Origin of the sequence: Brevibacillus sp. NPDC003359 (assembly GCF_042878995.1) — a bacterium.
Classification (GTDB): domain Bacteria; phylum Bacillota; class Bacilli; order Brevibacillales; family Brevibacillaceae; genus Brevibacillus.
Genome location: NZ_JBIAOR010000001.1, coordinates 1,375,538 through 1,392,914 on the forward strand (window position 1 = coordinate 1,375,538; position 17,377 = coordinate 1,392,914).

Sequence of the window (17,377 nt, forward strand, 5' to 3'; positions counted from 1 at the left end):
CCTCTAAACTAATAGTTTATCACTTGCAAACACTCAAGAGAAGAGTCTTGTGAAAAAAGAGACCAATACCCGCATTACGAGTATTGGATCACGTTACGATTTTTCGCAAAGTAGTCGTACCCGGAGTAAATCGTGATGATCACCATAGCCCAAGTAGCTACTTCGTCGAACGGAATGCCGAAGAACCCAAATGGGAAGTTGCGAATCATGACAGCCGTAATCGCTACGATCTGCACCCATGTTTTCAGTTTACCCAATGCACTCGCAGCAATTACCTGTCCTTCTGCCGCAGCAACTAGCCGCAGACCCGTAACCGCGAACTCCCGGCTGATAATGACAATCGCAATCCACGCTTCCAGACGCTGCATCTCTACGAGTGAAATGAGTGCTGCAGATATCAACAACTTATCAGCAAGCGGGTCCAGAAACTTCCCTAAGTTCGTCACGATTTTCTTTTTCCGTGCAATGTAACCGTCGAGTCCGTCCGTACTGGCTGCTAGGATAAACACCAAAGCCGCAATCAGCTCGTTATACGTCATCGTCAGGCTGCCAATCGAAAATGTCCCGATGTTGTAACGCACCAGCAGAAAAAACATAACTACCGGCACCAGAAAGATCCTGGCGAGGGTGATGCGGTTGGCGAGATTCACCTAGACTACCTCCCCGGCTAAATCGTATTCATAGGAGTGTGTAATTTTTACTTTCACGATGGTGCCCAGTTCGCCTTTAAAACCAGTGACGAATACTTCACCATCGATTTCCGGAGCGTCATACTGTGTTCGACCTACATAAATATCGTTACGTCCCTCGTAACGTTCAATCAAAACATCCAAGACTTGACCAACAAAGCGTCCGTTGCGATCTCCGGCTACTTCACGCTGAATTTCCATCAGTATGTTCGCACGTTTTTCCTTAACCTCTTCGTCTACATGGTCAGGCAAACGGGAAGCTGGAGTGTCATCCTCGTTGGAGTAAGTAAACACACCCAGTCGATCAAAGCGAATATCCTTCACAAACTCGCTCAGGCGCTCGAAGTCTTCGTCTGTTTCCCCAGGGAACCCTACGATCAAAGAGGTACGCAGTGCAACATCTGGAACCTGCGCGCGAATTTTTGCTACCAGCGCACGAATGTCCGTCTGTCTTCCAGGGCGACGCATTCTTTTCAGAATATGGTCTTCCGAGTGCTGCAAAGGCATATCTACGTATTTACAAACTTTTGGATTGGTAGCAAAGGTGTGGATCAAATCATCCGTGAAAAATCCAGGGTATGCATAGTGAAGACGAATCCACTCGATGCCCTCGACTTCTGCCAGACGGTTTAATAGTTCAGGAAGCATCAGTTTTCCATCGTAAATATCCGTTCCGTAGTTCGTAGAATCTTGTGCGATCAAGCTTACTTCTACGATCCCTTGTGCGGCCAAATGACGCGCTTCTTCCACAATGGACTCGATTGTACGACTGCGGAATCCCCCACGCATCAATGGAATCGAGCAAAACGTACAGGCGTTGTCGCAGCCCTCGGCAATTTTAATATATGCGGTGTACGTGCCTTGTTTTACTTTCCGCTTCACTACATCTTCGTACGTAAAAATGGGATTTCCTACAAAAATCGGTCGCTTGCCCTCTAGAGATTCTTCGATAATACCTGTAATCGACATAAAATCGCCTGTTCCGACAATGCCGTCCACCTCAGGAATCTCATTCAAGATATCCTCTTTGTAACGTTGTGTGAGACAGCCTGCCACCACAAGCGATTTCAGTTTTCCGGATTCCTTCAATTCACCCATTTCCAGAATCTTATTCACAGATTCTTCCTTGGCTGCATCGATGAAACCGCAGGTATTGACGATGACCACAGTTGCTTCTTCTGGGTTATCAACCAGTTCATAACCTTTTTCATCTATCAGATGGGCCATCATATCCGAATCAACGAGATTCTTTTCACAGCCCAGCGTAACAATCGCTACTTTTTCACGCGTGCCTACCTTCTCTGTCATCTTTTTTCCTCCAATTGGTCACACCAACCCATATTACACCTATCCAGTATAATATAAGCCTAAAGGAAGTGTCAAAACAGACAAAAGTACGAAAGGCAAGCATATGCTTGCCTACTGGGTGACCGCCTCTTTTACTTTTATCGTAATGTTGGACGGCATTGACTTCATTTTGGACGTGTCTACCAAGACTCCGTTAACCTTCAATTCCACTGCAGTCGGTTTGCCCAAACGAATATAAGCGGATTTCCCCAGCTCAATCGTTTTTTCCTGATCCTTTTTGAGCGTGTCCTGGTCAACATAATTTTTGCCTTTTCCTTCCGAAATACCAAACCAGCTTGTGCCTTCTTTCACCTTCAGATAAACCGTGATTTTTTCTCCACCTTGCAAAGAGTAGTTATACATCGATCCTTGCTGGGATTCGAATGTGATCGTTGCCTGAGGAGTTTCCGTAGTGGAATCAGGTGTGTTCGTTCCTGTTTCAGGAGGCGGTGTGGTAATAGAAGGAGGCTTCGGTTGTTGTGCAATCGGAGATGTTGACGCCCCACCACCATTGCCAGGTGTGACAATTTCCGCTCCAGGGTTAACTGTTCCACTTGGCACTGGCTGAGTCAACGGACCTCCGTTATTGTTGACGACAGCGAAATAAATCACCCCGATAATCAAGGCAATAAACAATACCAGCAAGGTCTTGGTAACCCATCGACCTGCTTGCAATGGATTGTTCGCTGAAGCAACTCGTCTGCGACGCAGTCGTTCTACTTGCTCAGTAGGTGGCTGGGCCGGCAAATCGGACTGAAAGTGAGTCAGGATGTGGTTAGGGTCGAGACCGACAGCTTCCGCATAACTCTTTATAAATGCACGCGCGTAAAAGTGGCCAGGAAGTACGTGAAAATGGCCCCTTTCAATGGCTTCCAAATATCGCCGCTGTATCTTGGTGATACGTTGGATGTCGTCGAGCGTGATTCCTTTTTCTTCGCGGGCCCTTTGCAGGACTTGACCTAGCTCAGACACAGCTGCCCCTCCTTAATTCATTTCGAAATTATCAAAGCCGCGATTGTTGATAAGCTCATATGTAATCTCTTCATCCGGATGATGACGCAGCTCAATAATGTAATGGAAATCATCAAGTTGGTACTCTGATTCCCTTACGAATATATCCGGATGCTCAATGATTTTTGCAGCAGGAAAGTTCATAATCTCCCGAAGCAAGGTAAAGTGCTTTTCTGTCGATCGCAGCGTTGAGACAATTCCATCTATCAAATATACATGATCAGTAGACATTTCATCAATGGCTAAGGAGCTACGCACCGTTTGGCGCAACAACGTAGAGGAAATGAATGTCCAACGTTTATTGGCGGATACGCTGGCTGCAATCATGGATTCAGTCTTCCCTACGCGAGGCATTCCGCGAATCCCGATGAGCTGGTGACCTTCCTTCTTCAAGATTTCTGCCATGAAATCAACGAGCAAGCCCAGCTCCTCACGAACAAAGCGAAACGTTTTTTTGTCCTCGCTATCCCGTTCAATATAGCGACCGTGGCGAACAGCCAAGCGATCCAGCATTGTTGGGGGACGTAACCTCGTTATGGTTATGTTGTCCATTTTTTGCACAACGTTGCGCAAAACCTCCATTTTTTCATCATCATCGGTCAAGAGCAGCATACCTCGACGCATGGTATCCACACCATTGATCGTCACGATATTAATGTTCAACATCCCCAGAATAGAAGATACGTCCCCTAAGAGACCGGGACGGTTACGGGCAATCTCGTACTCCATGTACCATTCTTTCTTCGCTTCCATATGCAATCCTCTCCGCCAACCAGAATTCTTTTCTTATGTAGTATATCACGTTCGTATCATTCGACAATCGCGAAAAGAAAAATCCCCAAAAGTAGGGGATTTGAATGGCTAGCTGCCAGCGTTCGCGTCATTGCGATTCTGAACAAGCTTCACCATGAGTGATGCCAAAGCCTGTTGCTGCTGTTGATCACCTGCGTCCCACAGCTGTTTCAACAGACGCTCCTGATCGTTTTTCGGATCTACTTGCTCAGACAGATAGCTACCGATTTGATAAGCTACATTTTGAAGCGTATTGCTTTCCATCCCGGCTTGTTTCGCTTGTTCTACCCGATCTCCGAGAAACGATTTCCAGTCGCTAAAATTGTCAAGAATCGACATAGGAAAATTCCCTCCTTTCGTACGTTGCGAACAGATTTGCTGCCCACACAAAAGGTATAATTCCATCATTTCTCGGATTTTATTCATGCATAAGGCCTTCTACGTGTACCATCCACCGTTTGGACTAATCACTTGCCCCGTCACATAACTGGAATCCGCCGACAGCAAAAAGCGCACGACTGCGGCCACCTCATGGGGTTGTCCGAGACGGTTGGCTGGTATTTCTTCCTCGATCATTTCCATTTCATCTGGAGCAAAGCGCTCCATCATTCCACCGGCAATGGCTCCTGGAGCGACTGCATTTACCGTGATCCCGTTTGGTGCCATTTCCTTCGCCAGCGCTTTGGTGAACGTATTGATTGCACCTTTGGTCATAGAATACAGCACCTCACACGAACCACCTGTAAGCCCCCAAATAGAAGAAATGTTGACGATACGTCCATACCTAGCGCGCAGCATAGCAGGAACAGCAGCTTGGCATACAAAAAAAGCAGATCGAACATTAAGTGCGATTAGCTCATTGAATTTCTCGACAGTCACATCCGTAAATAAGCCGACATCATCCACAGAGGCGTTATTAACGATCAACAGTGGTGCAACCTGCATTTGAGCAAACATCGCAGCAATTTGCTCGGGATCCCGTAGGTCAGCTTGAACGATGACGTACGGAACGCCCCGCTCCTGGCATTTCTGCACCAACGGCTCCAATTTTTCCACGTTTCGATTGTAATGCAGATAAAGGGGAACCCCCGCATCAATCAGGTAGGCACCGATTGCCTGCCCAATCTCACCGGAAGCTCCCGTAATTAACGCCCACGGCGTCTCTTGCTTGAACATGAATACATTACTCCTGTGGCGAAGCGGAACGAACGATGGAAACAGCCATCTGCTCGGTTAGAAAATGCTCCTTCAAACGTTTTTCCACATCTTCGCGTGTGATCGACTCCAAGGTCGGCACTACGGAAAACAGATCATTCCCGTTAAATTTGAAGCTGGTAAACTGGTTAGCGATAAACTCCACGGAGTTTAGAGAACGCAGGAAGCTTCCGATTTTTTTACGCTTCGCACGCTCAAAATCATCCTGAGCTATACCGTTTTGCTTCAATTGCTCGATTTCCGATTTGATCGTTTCCAACAAGCGCTCCGGATCAGGTGTATCTCCGCCAATGATCGTATACGCATAGTCCTGCTCGCTGCTGTAGTCAAAATCAAAGCTTTCCGTAATCAGCTCGCTATCATACAAACGCTCATAGACAGCAGAGCTTGTGCCGAACGCGATGTCCAATACCAGTTTAGTAGTCAACTCGCGTTTTAACAAGGCTTCCTTGGTTAGACCGTTTTCCTTTTCCTTGATTCCGATCATGCATTTGGGCAGACCAACTGTTAGAAAAGCTTCTACTTTTGCCTCCGCTGGAGCTGATGGCTCTTCTGGAAAAACGCGCGTGATTTGTGGCGCAGGAGGAAACTCCTTTGCTCCCTGGTTTTCACGAATGAGCTTCATCATCGCTTCTGGCTCGAAGGATCCCACGACCAATAAGAGCATATTTGCAGGATGATAAAACGTTTCATAGCACTGATACAAATATTCTTTTGTAATATGAGAGATCGTCTCGATCGTACCCGCAATCTCAATGTTAATCGGATACTTTTGGTACATGGCCTTCAGGAGGTTCATGTACACCTTCCAGTCCGGATTGTCATCGTACATGGTGATTTCCTGGCCGATGATACCTTTTTCCTTTTCTACACTGGCATCTGTAAAATACGGATCCTGCACATAATCGAGCAGCAGATTCAGATTGTCGTCTAACTTATCTGTGCACGAGAACAAATAAGCCGTACGATTGAAGCTCGTAAACGCATTGCAGCTCGCTCCGTTTTTGCTGAATTCGTGCATGACATCCCGATCTTTTTTCTCAAACATTTTGTGCTCAAGAAAATGCGCAATGCCATCGGGAACATTGATTTCTTCCCCGCTTCGGGTGCGGAAATGGCTATCAATAGAGCCATAACGCGTAGTGAACACAGCGTATGTTTTGCTGAAGCCTTGTTTGGGAACCAGATAGACTTGCAATCCATTTTGGAGAGTTTCATGATATACCGTTTCATTTACTTGATCAAAGACAGTGGTCTGCATCTTATACCTCTCCCTTCTTGTCCCGCAGCAGATAAATCGTGTCGATTGTCACCTTGCTCGCTACTTTTTTGATATCCTCAATTGTCGCTTCGTTGATCCCCACCAAAAGCTCTTCGATTTTCCGAGGTCGTCCGCTAATCACACCATTGTACGTAAATTCAATCATGCCGCGAGCACTGTCCAACAGCTCACGGAACTGGTTAGACAAAGTCGCACGCGTCTGGCTCATTTCCTCATCCGATATGGTTCCTTGTCGCATCAGATCAAGCTGCTGCTTAATAATCTCAACTGCACGCTGATATTTGCTAACATCAATCCCAGACATAATCATGAGAATTCCTTTGTGGCTCTCTAGTCTGGATACGGCATAGTAAGCGAGGCTCTCTTTTTCTCGGACGTTGACAAACAACTTGGAATGAGGAAAACCGCCCAATATACCGTTGAACAGCAACAGTGTCGGGTAATCGTCATCCTTATAAGTGATCTGCGTGCGGCATCCGATGTTGAGCTTTGCTTGGTTGACATCGAGTCGATCGATCACTTCGCGCTCAGCAGATACTTCCTTCGCCGCCGAATCGATCTGCAGTTCTCCTACTTGGGAGCGCTCCATTGGAATATGCTTGCGAATAGCCTCGCTTACTTCTTGCTGCTTAACATCGCCCACCACGAACATATTGATCGGATTCGTCGTCGTTACTTCTTTAAAATATTGATACAGCTCCTGACCAGTGATCTTCGGCAAATCCGCCACGCACCCTTGGACAAGTAGAGAAAATGGTTCTCCTTTACACATTTCTTCTGTCACGCGTTGGTTCGCATACTTCATTTTGTCGTCGATCAAACTCTCCATCCGTTTGCGCAGCGTCTCTTTTTCCTGTGCCAAGTACTTTTCGGAAAAAGCGTTGTCCTGTACATACGGTCTGACGAGCATATCTCCAACGAATTCGATTGCCTGCTCCAAAAGAGAAGCTTCATTGGACAAATACTTTTCATTCGGTACTTCCATATAAATTTGCAGGATTTGCCGCTCGCCTTTTTTCATGACATCGACATCAAAAATGGCACCATACAGGAAGTCCAAATGCGCTCGCAATCGCTTCGTTTCCGGAAAACGAGCGCTAGCACGTTTCATGACCATCGCAAGCAATGCTGTTTTTGTTACGTGCTCCTCCGTTAGCGCCTGTTCAATCATCGTCACGATTGTCGTTGTCTTGAACTTTTCTGTTGGAAGGATATGTACGTTCATCCCATTGATTTGGGAGCTTTGAAATGCAATTTCGGTTGTAGAAGCAGTCATAGTCCAATCTCCCTTCTCCATCAGCTTACTCATACTCTTCTCTATTGTAACCAATTGTCAGGGCATCAAGCATCAGAATCTTCCATTATATACCCCAGTGCTTCATCCTATGCGCTCACGCAAGTCCCGTAATACGCAAATCACAGTGCTTCCATTGTACAAAAAAAGTGAACGGCACCTTTTTACAAAGGGCGTTCACTCTTTTCCTTACATATCCATTGCATCCCACTCTCGAGGATCATCCGATGTGCTATGCTCTTCAACAAATCGACCGCAATCAGACGAGAGACAGAGCATGCCATCCAACTGCTCATCGTGAAAGGGTAAGCCGTGGCTTCCCCCACAGTACGGACAAGTCCACATACGAAGGGCCTCCTTTTATTCATGAAGGTACTCCGTAGTAGTTTGTCCAAATATTAGAGGGGACTCTCCACTTTATTTTGCTCCCAGATCCGCAAGTAATCATAGGGATCGATCGCTTTACCCGTGCTATTACGATAGAGGCCAAAATGCAGGTGCGGTTCAAACATTCCCACTGTACCAGTTCCACCGTAGCCTGTGTCTCCAACAAACCCGATCAGCTGTCCAGCTGTTATTGTTTTCCCTACATGCAATCCTGGTGCATACGCCTGCAAATGAGCGTAATACATCCGATATTGACCATTCTGATCCGTAATGTTCACTCTCCAGCCACCGTACGTATTCCAGCCCACTTTGTTGATCGTCCCATCGGACACTGAGTAAATCGGCGTTCCTTTCGGTGCCATAATGTCAATGCCCTCGTGACTGCGGACACTGCCGCTATTCGTCTCCGTCCACTCTCGATCAGACCCGAAGCTATCACCATACGGCTCATACCAACTTTTATTGTGGAAAGGAAAGCGAAATTGACTGCCAATCAATCGATCATCTGCAACTTTTGATAAGATATCTCCCTGTTGAACCAAATCTGGATTCCGGGAGTATTGCACACTCGCAGCCCTGTCTTCCACCGGTTTGGATTGTATGTATGCAACGGCCGACTTGTCATCCCATTGAACTTGATAGCCAAATGCCTCGGAGATAAATCGGATCGGAACAAGCGTCCGCTTATTCACAATGATTGGAGAAACATCGCTCTTCAATCGTTTTCCGTCTACGTACGCTGTCTGGCTTCCGATTGTAAGGGTTATATGCTTGCCTTTTTTGTTGAGCATTACTTTTTGAGTGGCGGCATCGTAGCTTACTTCTGATCCTGTTGCCTCCGCTACTACCCGTATCGGAACAAGCATGCGCCCATTTTGATGGATTGGCGATACATCTGATTGGACTCCTATTCCATCGACAACGACAGAAATGACCGGTCCTGGCTCTTTTGCAGAAGCCATTCCACCGGATACTGCTATCATCAGGCAAAAAACAAAAGCGCCTAGAAGCCTGTTCCATCGATAACTGCTGTACTTCTGTAGACAGCGGTTCATCTTTTTCCCTCCCCACAGACAATTTGCAAAAACGGATTTGACCGTTTTTTGCGGACCGCAAGCAGTCACAAAAATTATCGCACAGGGGAAGTGACAGGTTCTAGACGCTAAATTTTGTCAACGAATGATTAACGCGATCCCGTATCGTAAGGTTTTCCGAGGGCCGCTGGAGCACTGGATCGTCCTACTAGACCAGCCATCACGAGAATCGTCAGTACATACGGAAGCATGAAGATAAATTCAGTTGGAATGTAATTGGTCAATCCGAAGATTTGCACCAAGGACTTGATCGCTTGAGCGACACCGAAGAACAAGGCTGCTCCCATCGCACCCGCTGGATGCCATTTACCAAAGATCAAGGCCGCAATCGCGATAAATCCTTGTCCGGAAACCGTGTTATGGGAAAAGTTACTGGTTGTCGTCAAAGAGATGGTAGCTCCACCTAATGCAGCCAGCATACCACTGATCATTACAGCCATGTAGCGCATTTTCTTAACATTGATCCCTACTGTATCAGCGGCACGCGGATGCTCCCCAACTGAACGCAAGCGCAATCCGAATGGTGTCTTAAATATTACATACCATGTAACGAAAACGGCAATGAAAGCTAGATAGCTTGTAGGATACGCCTCAAAAATGGCATGTCCGATATACGGAATTTCACTCAATCCAGGAATACTGAATTTGTTAAACACAGTGGACAATGTTGTTGTCTGACCTGCTCCATCGAAAATAATTTTGGTCAGGTAGATGGAAAGTCCAGCTGCCAAGAAGTTCAGGGCCACACCACTGACGGTCTGGTCCGCTTTAAACGTAACAGAAGCAACGGCATGCGGTAGTGCAAAAATAGAACCAGCTATTCCCGCCGCAATAAAACCGACCCACGGTGCCCAAGCACCAAGTGAATCTTGGAAAGCATAGGTCATTACGGCACCGGTAAAAGCACCGATAATCATCATACCTTCTAGCGCAATATTCACGACACCGGAACGCTCGGAGTACAATCCACCCAATGAGGCAAAAATCAAGGCAGTGGAAAACACGATGGTATCATGAACGAGGTTGCTAAGAATTAATCCCCAATCCATCAGTTTCCACCTTCCTTTTTCTTCTTCAAGATCGGCTTAACAAAAATTTTCACGATGCCATGTGCAGCAACGAAGAAAATAACAGAAGCAATCACGACACGAATCAACTCAAACGGTACACCCGCACTAAACTGCATGCCGCTCGCACCAAATGTGAGAACACCAAACAGAATGGCAGCAAGGATAACCCCAAGAGGTGTATTCCCGCCAATCAACGCTACCGCGATTCCATCAAAGCCATATCCAGTATGTTGCGTCATAATCGCTTGATAGTGGAATACGCCTAATATCTCAGTAGCTCCGCCAATCCCTGCAAACATACCACCAAAGAACATGGCCTTTACGATATTGCGATTCACGTTCATACCAGCATACTCAGAAGCATGCGGGTTCAAACCAACGGAACGCAATTCAAAACCAGATTTTGTTTTCCAAAGGAGGATATAGAAGAAAATAGCTGCAAGTACGGCAATCAGTGTACCCCAGTGCAAACGAGCATTGTCAAACATTTCAGCGAGCCATCCAATTGTAATGATCGCCGAATCCTTAACCTGTTCAGATGTTTGCTTGCCTGCTGGAATAAAGAAGGCATTCATAACCCAGTTAGCCAAGTAAAGAGCTACCCAGTTCAGCATGATGCTGGTAATAACTTCGTTGACACCACGGGCTGCCTTCAAATAACCAGCAATTGCACCCCACAAACCACCTGCTACAGCACCTGCAAGGATAGCAAGTGGAGCATGAATGATAGCTGGAAGGTCAAAAGAAACACCTACGACAGTAGAAGCAATCATCCCTACGATAAATTGACCTTCTGCCCCAATGTTAAATAGACCGGTACGGAATGCAAACGCCACAGCCAAACCTGTAAAGATCAAAGGCGTGATTTGGCGAATCGTTTCACCAAAGTTATACGCGCTACCAAATACTTTTTTAAGCAAAGCCATATAGGCATCGACTGGATTAAATCCACCTGCCAGCATTGCGATTGCTCCGGTCAAAAGACCAAGAATGATCGCAACAGCAGGAACGAGAAACGATTCTTTTGTGAAGACCGCAATAAATCTATTCATCGTTTCCCCCTCCTTGCATTACTTTTCCACCGGACATCATCAAGCCGAGCTCTTGCTCCGTTGTTGATTTCGCATCTACAATCCCCACAATGGCTCCTTCATAAATAACCGCAATCCGGTCGGAAAGGTTAATGACCTCCTCCAGCTCCAAGGAAAGCAAGAGAACCGCTTTTCCTTGATCGCGTTGATCAATCAGTCTGCGATGAATGAATTCGATAGCCCCTACGTCCAAGCCACGAGTAGGTTGAGCCGCAATCAGCAAATCTGGGTTCTTGTCCACTTCGCGGGCAATAATTGCCTTCTGTTGGTTTCCTCCTGAGAGCGCTCGTGCTGGCGTGTAAATACTCGGAGTCCGCACGTCGAATTCTTCGATAAGCTTGGCCGCATGCTTGTCAATAGCGCCATAATCAAGAAAACCGTTTTTGCAAAACGTTGGATGGAAGTACGTTTCCAATACCATATTTTCACTCATGGTGAAATCAAGAACCAATCCACGCTTATGTCGGTCTTCTGGAATGTGAGACAATCCTGATTCCGAAATGTTACGCGGGTTTTGGTTTGTAATTTCTTTGCCATTAAGAAGGACACGCCCACTTGTTGCTCTACGCAAGCCAGTTAATACTTCAATCAGTTCACTTTGACCATTTCCGTCGACTCCTGCAATTCCAAGAATTTCTCCAGCGCGAACCTCTAAGCTGAGATTGTTCAGCGCATTCACGCCGCGGTTACCCATCGCAGTCAAACTCTCTACGGCCAAGATCGTTTCTTTTGGTTTTCCTTCCGTTTTATCTACACGGAAGTTCACTTCACGTCCAACCATTTTTGCAGCCAAGTCGTCTGGATTCGTATCTTTTACCAATACGGAATCAATGACTTTTCCGCGTCGAATGATCGTAACCGCGTCACATACAGCCATAATTTCTTTCAGCTTGTGTGTGATCAGGATAATCGTCTTACCTTCTTTTACCAAGTTATGCATGATCTCGATAAGTTCATGGATTTCCTGCGGCGTTAATACAGCCGTAGGCTCATCAAAAATCAAGATGTCCGCACCGCGATAAAGCGTTTTCAAAATCTCAACACGCTGTTGCATCCCTACTGAGATATCTTGAATTTTTGCTCTCGGATCAACCTTGAGCCCGTATTGATTCGACAGTTTTTCTACCGCTTTCTCAGCGCTTTGAATATCTATCTTCAACCCGTTTTTCGGTTCATTTCCTAGCACAATGTTTTCTGTAACTGTAAATGTTTCTACGAGCATAAAATGTTGGTGAACCATTCCGATACCAAGTTCATTTGCAATCCTTGGACTGGTGATCTGTACAACTTTCTCGTTAATCAGAATTTCGCCTTCATCCGGCTGATATAGACCGAACAAGATATTCATGAGTGTGGACTTGCCTGCGCCATTCTCGCCGAGCAGCGCATGAATTTCACCTTTACCTACGGACAGCGTAATACTGTCATTCGCAATTATGCCTGGGAACCGTTTCGTGATCCCTCTCATTTCAACCACTGTTTTTACCGAGTTCATGCATGCTCACCCCATTTTTCGGGTCTAGTGTGAAGGTAAAGGACAAGGCTAGTAGCTCGTACCAGCCTTGTCCATTTGCAGCTTCCTTAGTTTTTACTTGTCAGGAACTGTGATTTCGCCTTTAACGATTTTTTGCTTATATTCTTCAACCAGCTTCAGTACGTCTTCAGGAACGTTCTTCGTGGAAGTGTCAGCCAGACCTACACCGTTTTCAGCCAGTCCGAGCCATTGTACTCCACCTTTGAATTTACCTTCAGACAAGTCTTTCGCTACGCGAATAACTGCTTCGTCAACACGTTTTACCATGGAAGTCAAAGTGATCTCATCGCCGAAAGTCAGGGATTGGTCTTTGTCAACACCGATTACCCATACGTTCTCGCCTTTAGCTTTACGATCTTTTGCTTCGTTGAACACACCGTCGCCTGTACCGCCGGAAGCGTGGAAGATGATGTCCACACCTTGACCGTACATGGAGGAAGCCGTAGACTTACCCATGTCTGGTTTGTCAAAAGCACCTGTGTAAACTTTGATTACTTGAATGCTTGGATCTACAGCTTTTACACCCGCTGCAAAGCCAAGATCAAAACGTTTGATTACCGGGATGTCAACGCCACCCACGAAGCCAACTTTTTTCGTTTTGGTCATCTTCGCTGCAACTACCCCAGCGAGGAAGGAGCCTTCATGCTCTTTAAAGAGTACAGATGCTACGTTAGGAGCATCCACTTCAGCGTCGATGATCGCCAGTTTTGCGTTTTTGTTTTCATCTGCTACTTTTTTCAGGTGGTCACCCATCAGGAAGCCAATACCCCAAGTCAGATCCCAACCGTCTTTTACGAATTGAGTCAGGTTTGGTACATAGTCAGCATCTGATTTTGATTGCAGATAGTTTACGTTTTCTTTCGGGAGATTCAAATCGGTTTGGAGTTTTTGCAGCCCTTCCCAAGCACTCTGGTTAAAGGAGTTGTCATTTACACCGCCAACGTCAGTAACCATACCTACTTTGATAGCTTTAGCGGCTGGAGCGCCTCCATTGCTACCAGTTTGGCCTTGAGGCTGTGCTTCTGGTTTGCTTCCGCACCCAGCAAGAACGAGCGACAGGCTGAGTGTTGCCACAGAAAGCACGGATAGAACTTTCTTCATCTGAGATTACCCCCTGTTTTTAGTTGATGAAATTGTTGAGTGAGGTTACCCCCACAGTTACAACCGTCTCCGTACGACATGAAAGTGAATTTTGTCAGCCCTGAAGTAATTATGGGAGTATAGCACTGGCTTTTCACTTTCGTCGTAATGAATCTGTTTGAGCAAGAGCATGGGAGCAGATTTATCGCAGTGCAGCAGGTTGGAAACCTTTTCATTGTAGCCCATGGGTTCAATATCGGCCACTGCGTATGCGATCCTTACCCCTGTTACGCTCTCCAGCCATTTGAAGATAGACTCTCCACTTGCCGCATAGCCCTCAGGCACCAGACGTGCAGGAATGCGGTCCACACAATAAACCACAGGCTCACCGTCAGCCGTTCGAATTCGCTCTACAATGAGAACGCCTTCACCCGGATTTAAGGCAAGCCGCTTCCTCTCTTCTTCAGCAGATTCGCCAAAGGATGTTTTCAGGATCAATGTTCCTGCCGTATATCCTTGACGCTCGATTGCATCCGTTACACTAAAGAGTTCCCCAATCCCGCCTGAAAAAACAGGCTTTGAATTAATAAAGGTACCTACTCCGTGTCTACGAATGACAATCTTCTCTTCCTCAAGAAGTCGGAGTGCCTCGCGAAGCGTCGCCCTGCTTACACCAAGCTGTTTGGATAGTTCAGCTTCAGAAGGGAGGCGTTCACCAGGCCGAAGAAGTCCGGTTTCGATATCACTCTTGATCTTGTCCATTACCAAGAGAAACAGTGATCGAACATTCCCTTTGATGCTCATCATCATTCACTCCTGCTGTCCGCAAGCCACCCCAACAGGTAGGACGTCAGACCTCTGATTCGTATGAGACATAATAACAACAATTTCCGTCAATCTCTTAAAAAGTTTACATGAGGGGCGAGTATCATGCAAGCCAAATATTTATGAATAATAATGCAAAATGATTAATTTCGACAGGGATTTTTCTCCTAAATTAGGTAAAAAGACCCTGCCTTTACAAATCATGGCAGGGTCTTTTTCTATGAAATATTACTTTCTATGGATGGGCGTGGAAGACGAACCTCACGAGGCTTGCTTCCCTCATAAGGCCCAACTACTCCTTGGGCTTCCATCATATCAATCAATCGTGCCGCTCGCGTATAACCGACACGAAGGCGACGTTGCAGCAAGGATGCTGATGCTGTCTGGGCTTCTGAAACGATTTGGACGGCTTGATCGTACAGTTCATCATCCACGACTGGCTGCTGTTCCTCCTGTACGTCACCCGGGATCATCTCTTCATTGTAGCGAACCTCTTGCTGTTCTTTTACAAAACGAACGACCTCTTCTACTTCCTTGTCGGATACAAAGGCACCCTGAACACGGGTCGGCTTGGATGCGCCCATCGGCAGCGACAACATATCCCCTCTTCCGAGAAGCTTTTCTGCTCCTCCCATATCGAGAATCGTTCTGGAGTCAGCCATCGAAGACACTCCAAAGGCAATACGAGATGGGATATTTGCCTTGATCACACCCGTAATGACATCTACGGAAGGTCGTTGAGTCGCGATGATTAGATGAATCCCGGAAGCACGAGCCATTTGCGCGAGTCGACAAATCGCATCCTCTACTTCTCCCGGAGCTACCATCATCAAGTCCGCAAGCTCATCGACTATAACAACAATATAGGGAAGTGGCGTGCCTTCCACTTGCGCATTGTACATTTCAATGTTGCGGCTCCCTGTTTTGGCAAACAAATTATAGCGCCGCTCCATCTCGGCCACGACCTTTTTCAATGCAACAGAAGCCCTTCTCGGGTCAGTAACAACAGGAGCCAACAAATGCGGAATTCCGTTGTACACATTCAGTTCCACCATTTTCGGGTCAACCATCATCAGCTTAACTTCTTCTGGTTTGGCCTTGAACAAAATACTCATGATCAAGCCGTTAATGCATACTGATTTTCCGCTTCCCGTCGCACCCGCTACGAGCAAATGGGGCATTTTGGTCAAATCTGCTACGATCGGCTCTCCGGAAATATCACGGCCAAGTGCAACGGTAAGCTTGGCTGACGCATCTTGATACTCGGGAGCTTCCAGCACTTCTCGCAATGATACGACCGCTACCTCCGAGTTCGGAACCTCGATGCCGATAGCTGATTTTCCTGGGATCGGTGCCTCAATCCGGATATCTTTTGCCGCCAATGCCAAAGCAAGGTCATCCGTCAAGCTGACAATCCTGCTTACTTTTACCCCTGTAGCAGGCTGAACTTCGTAGCGTGTAACAGCCGGTCCTCGATGTACTTCGGAGACTGTTGCATTGACGCCAAAGCTCTTCAATGTCTGCACTAATTTCGCCGCATTTGAGGTATGATCGACGTCTTTTCCGGTTGAACTCGCTTTGGGCCTTGCGAGCATTTGCAGATTTGGAAGCTCATATGGTATGGTTTTCTGTTCTTCCCCGGTATTTAGTGTACCGAAGATTTCTTCTTCTCCTTCGAGCGCAACCGTAATTTCCTGATTCGGTTTCAGTTGAGAAGCTCTCGCTTGATGAACTGGATTATTCGGTTCCTCATCCTCTTCCAGCGCAATGCGATCCGTAAAATCATGAATTAACGGGGCGTTCGGTTGCTGGACTTCTTCTTCCTGAATAACTGACTGTGGATGAATTTTTTGCTCTTTCAACGCAGTAACCGCGATCGCCTCGTTCTCTGACTCCGATTGCTTTTGCTTGCGTGCCCCTTCGGCTTCCTTTGCTTCTTTCTTTTTCTTCTCGTTCTCTTCCTGCAAAAGCTGTACAGAGTCCTTCACTGTATCCTTTGCCTTTCCGTAAAACAAAGCGAGCTTGTCCTTGGCAAACATCAAAATGTTTACATAAGAAAGATTGAACAGAAACATCAGTCCAACGAGGAAAAGGAAAACAATCATGAGACCAGTACCTATTGTCCCAACAAGCCCATTTGTTACCGCAAAAAACAGAGCACCAATCATCCCCCCGCCTACCCCGGTGGTGGACACTTTCTGACTATGATCAATCCAAATTCTGTCCCATGTGACCCGAATAATGCTTTGCTCTGCAAATTTTCCATCTGCGGTAATTTGTTTGTACAAAATCATGTGATCCCAGGTCAAAATCGCCACACCAATAAGAGCTATCCCTAAGACGCGGTAAGTAAGCTTTGGTGACTTTCTAGTAAACATCATATGTATGGCCATACCGATTAGCAGAACGGGAATGATAAAATCCCATGAGCCCGCAATAAACCGAAATAGAAGTGCCAGTACATTTTTGCCCAGCCATCCACTCTCCAAAAGCCCGATCAAGGACAACACGATGATGAGAAGTCCCAGCAGCTCTATTTTGACAACTGAGGCCAATGCCGCTTGTGAACGCTCTTTTTTTCTCCTACTCAATGGCACGCCTCCTCCTCATTACACTCGTTATGTACCGTAATGGTAAAAAAGGCAGCCGTCGCGTGTTCGGCTGCT

Annotated in this window: 16 protein-coding genes; all 16 read right to left on the minus strand. The window is 46.5% G+C overall.

Translation table 11 applies throughout. The features are described 5' to 3' along the window. Positions 1 to 74 precede the first annotated feature (74 nt). The 16 genes from pgsA to ACFYU8_RS06240 all read right to left on the minus strand — a co-directional run bounded on the left by pgsA (position 75) and on the right by ACFYU8_RS06240 (position 17,308). Positions 75 to 650, minus strand: a complete 576-nt coding sequence (pgsA, locus tag ACFYU8_RS06165) for a CDP-diacylglycerol--glycerol-3-phosphate 3-phosphatidyltransferase (RefSeq protein ID WP_173607964.1) — start codon at positions 648 to 650, stop codon at positions 75 to 77. Further along, positions 651 to 1,997 carry a 30S ribosomal protein S12 methylthiotransferase RimO gene (rimO, locus tag ACFYU8_RS06170; protein WP_390294848.1) on the minus strand — a complete coding sequence of 449 codons (1,347 nt, stop codon included), beginning with the start codon at positions 1,995 to 1,997 and terminating at the stop codon, positions 651 to 653. It lies immediately after the preceding gene. Positions 1,998 to 2,108: 111 nt separating this feature from the next. Beyond that, complete coding sequence (locus ACFYU8_RS06175; protein ID WP_390294846.1) at positions 2,109 to 3,008, minus strand: helix-turn-helix domain-containing protein; 900 nt, start codon at positions 3,006 to 3,008, stop codon at positions 2,109 to 2,111. A 12-nt stretch (positions 3,009 to 3,020) separates the two neighbouring features. After that, a complete protein-coding gene (locus ACFYU8_RS06180; RefSeq protein ID WP_016743377.1) occupies positions 3,021 to 3,800 on the minus strand; it encodes a YmfK family protein in 780 nt (259 codons plus the stop codon). A 108-nt stretch (positions 3,801 to 3,908) separates the two neighbouring features. Further along, positions 3,909 to 4,178 carry a DUF3243 domain-containing protein gene (locus ACFYU8_RS06185; protein WP_390294844.1) on the minus strand — a complete coding sequence of 90 codons (270 nt, stop codon included), beginning with the start codon at positions 4,176 to 4,178 and terminating at the stop codon, positions 3,909 to 3,911. A gap of 99 nt (positions 4,179 to 4,277) precedes the next feature. Continuing rightward, positions 4,278 to 5,015, minus strand: coding sequence for an elongation factor P 5-aminopentanone reductase (ymfI, locus tag ACFYU8_RS06190; RefSeq protein WP_390294842.1), 738 nt, complete (start codon positions 5,013 to 5,015; stop codon positions 4,278 to 4,280). Between the two features lie 7 nt (positions 5,016 to 5,022). Next, on the minus strand, positions 5,023 to 6,315 hold the full coding sequence (gene yfmH, locus ACFYU8_RS06195) for an EF-P 5-aminopentanol modification-associated protein YfmH (protein WP_390294840.1): 1,293 nt from the start codon (positions 6,313 to 6,315) through the stop codon (positions 5,023 to 5,025). Position 6,316: 1 nt separating this feature from the next. Then, positions 6,317 to 7,612 (minus strand): EF-P 5-aminopentanol modification-associated protein YfmF, encoded by a 1,296-nt coding sequence (yfmF, locus tag ACFYU8_RS06200; protein ID WP_390294838.1) that lies wholly within the window; start codon positions 7,610 to 7,612, stop codon positions 6,317 to 6,319. A gap of 207 nt (positions 7,613 to 7,819) precedes the next feature. Next, entirely contained in the window at positions 7,820 to 7,975 is a 156-nt protein-coding gene (locus ACFYU8_RS06205) for a hypothetical protein (protein ID WP_164724468.1), read from the minus strand. A gap of 53 nt (positions 7,976 to 8,028) precedes the next feature. Beyond that, positions 8,029 to 9,072, minus strand: coding sequence for a stalk domain-containing protein (locus tag ACFYU8_RS06210; protein WP_390294835.1), 1,044 nt, complete (start codon positions 9,070 to 9,072; stop codon positions 8,029 to 8,031). 128 nt (positions 9,073 to 9,200) lie between these two features. Further along, on the minus strand, positions 9,201 to 10,160 hold the full coding sequence (locus tag ACFYU8_RS06215) for an ABC transporter permease (RefSeq protein WP_390294832.1): 960 nt from the start codon (positions 10,158 to 10,160) through the stop codon (positions 9,201 to 9,203). Continuing rightward, positions 10,160 to 11,233: an ABC transporter permease gene (locus ACFYU8_RS06220; protein WP_390294830.1), complete on the minus strand. Its 1,074-nt coding sequence runs from the start codon at positions 11,231 to 11,233 to the stop codon at positions 10,160 to 10,162. The genes ACFYU8_RS06215 and ACFYU8_RS06220 overlap by 1 nt, the downstream gene beginning before the upstream one ends. Next, complete coding sequence (locus ACFYU8_RS06225) at positions 11,226 to 12,767, minus strand: ABC transporter ATP-binding protein (protein ID WP_390294827.1); 1,542 nt, start codon at positions 12,765 to 12,767, stop codon at positions 11,226 to 11,228. The genes ACFYU8_RS06220 and ACFYU8_RS06225 overlap by 8 nt, the downstream gene beginning before the upstream one ends. A 93-nt stretch (positions 12,768 to 12,860) precedes the next feature. Next, on the minus strand, positions 12,861 to 13,907 hold the full coding sequence (locus ACFYU8_RS06230) for a BMP family ABC transporter substrate-binding protein (protein WP_390294825.1): 1,047 nt from the start codon (positions 13,905 to 13,907) through the stop codon (positions 12,861 to 12,863). Between the two features lie 57 nt (positions 13,908 to 13,964). Beyond that, positions 13,965 to 14,690, minus strand: a complete 726-nt coding sequence (locus ACFYU8_RS06235) for a GntR family transcriptional regulator (RefSeq protein ID WP_390297220.1) — start codon at positions 14,688 to 14,690, stop codon at positions 13,965 to 13,967. Between the two features lie 239 nt (positions 14,691 to 14,929). Next, positions 14,930 to 17,308: an FtsK/SpoIIIE family DNA translocase gene (locus ACFYU8_RS06240; RefSeq protein WP_390294823.1), complete on the minus strand. Its 2,379-nt coding sequence runs from the start codon at positions 17,306 to 17,308 to the stop codon at positions 14,930 to 14,932. Positions 17,309 to 17,377 lie beyond the last annotated feature (69 nt).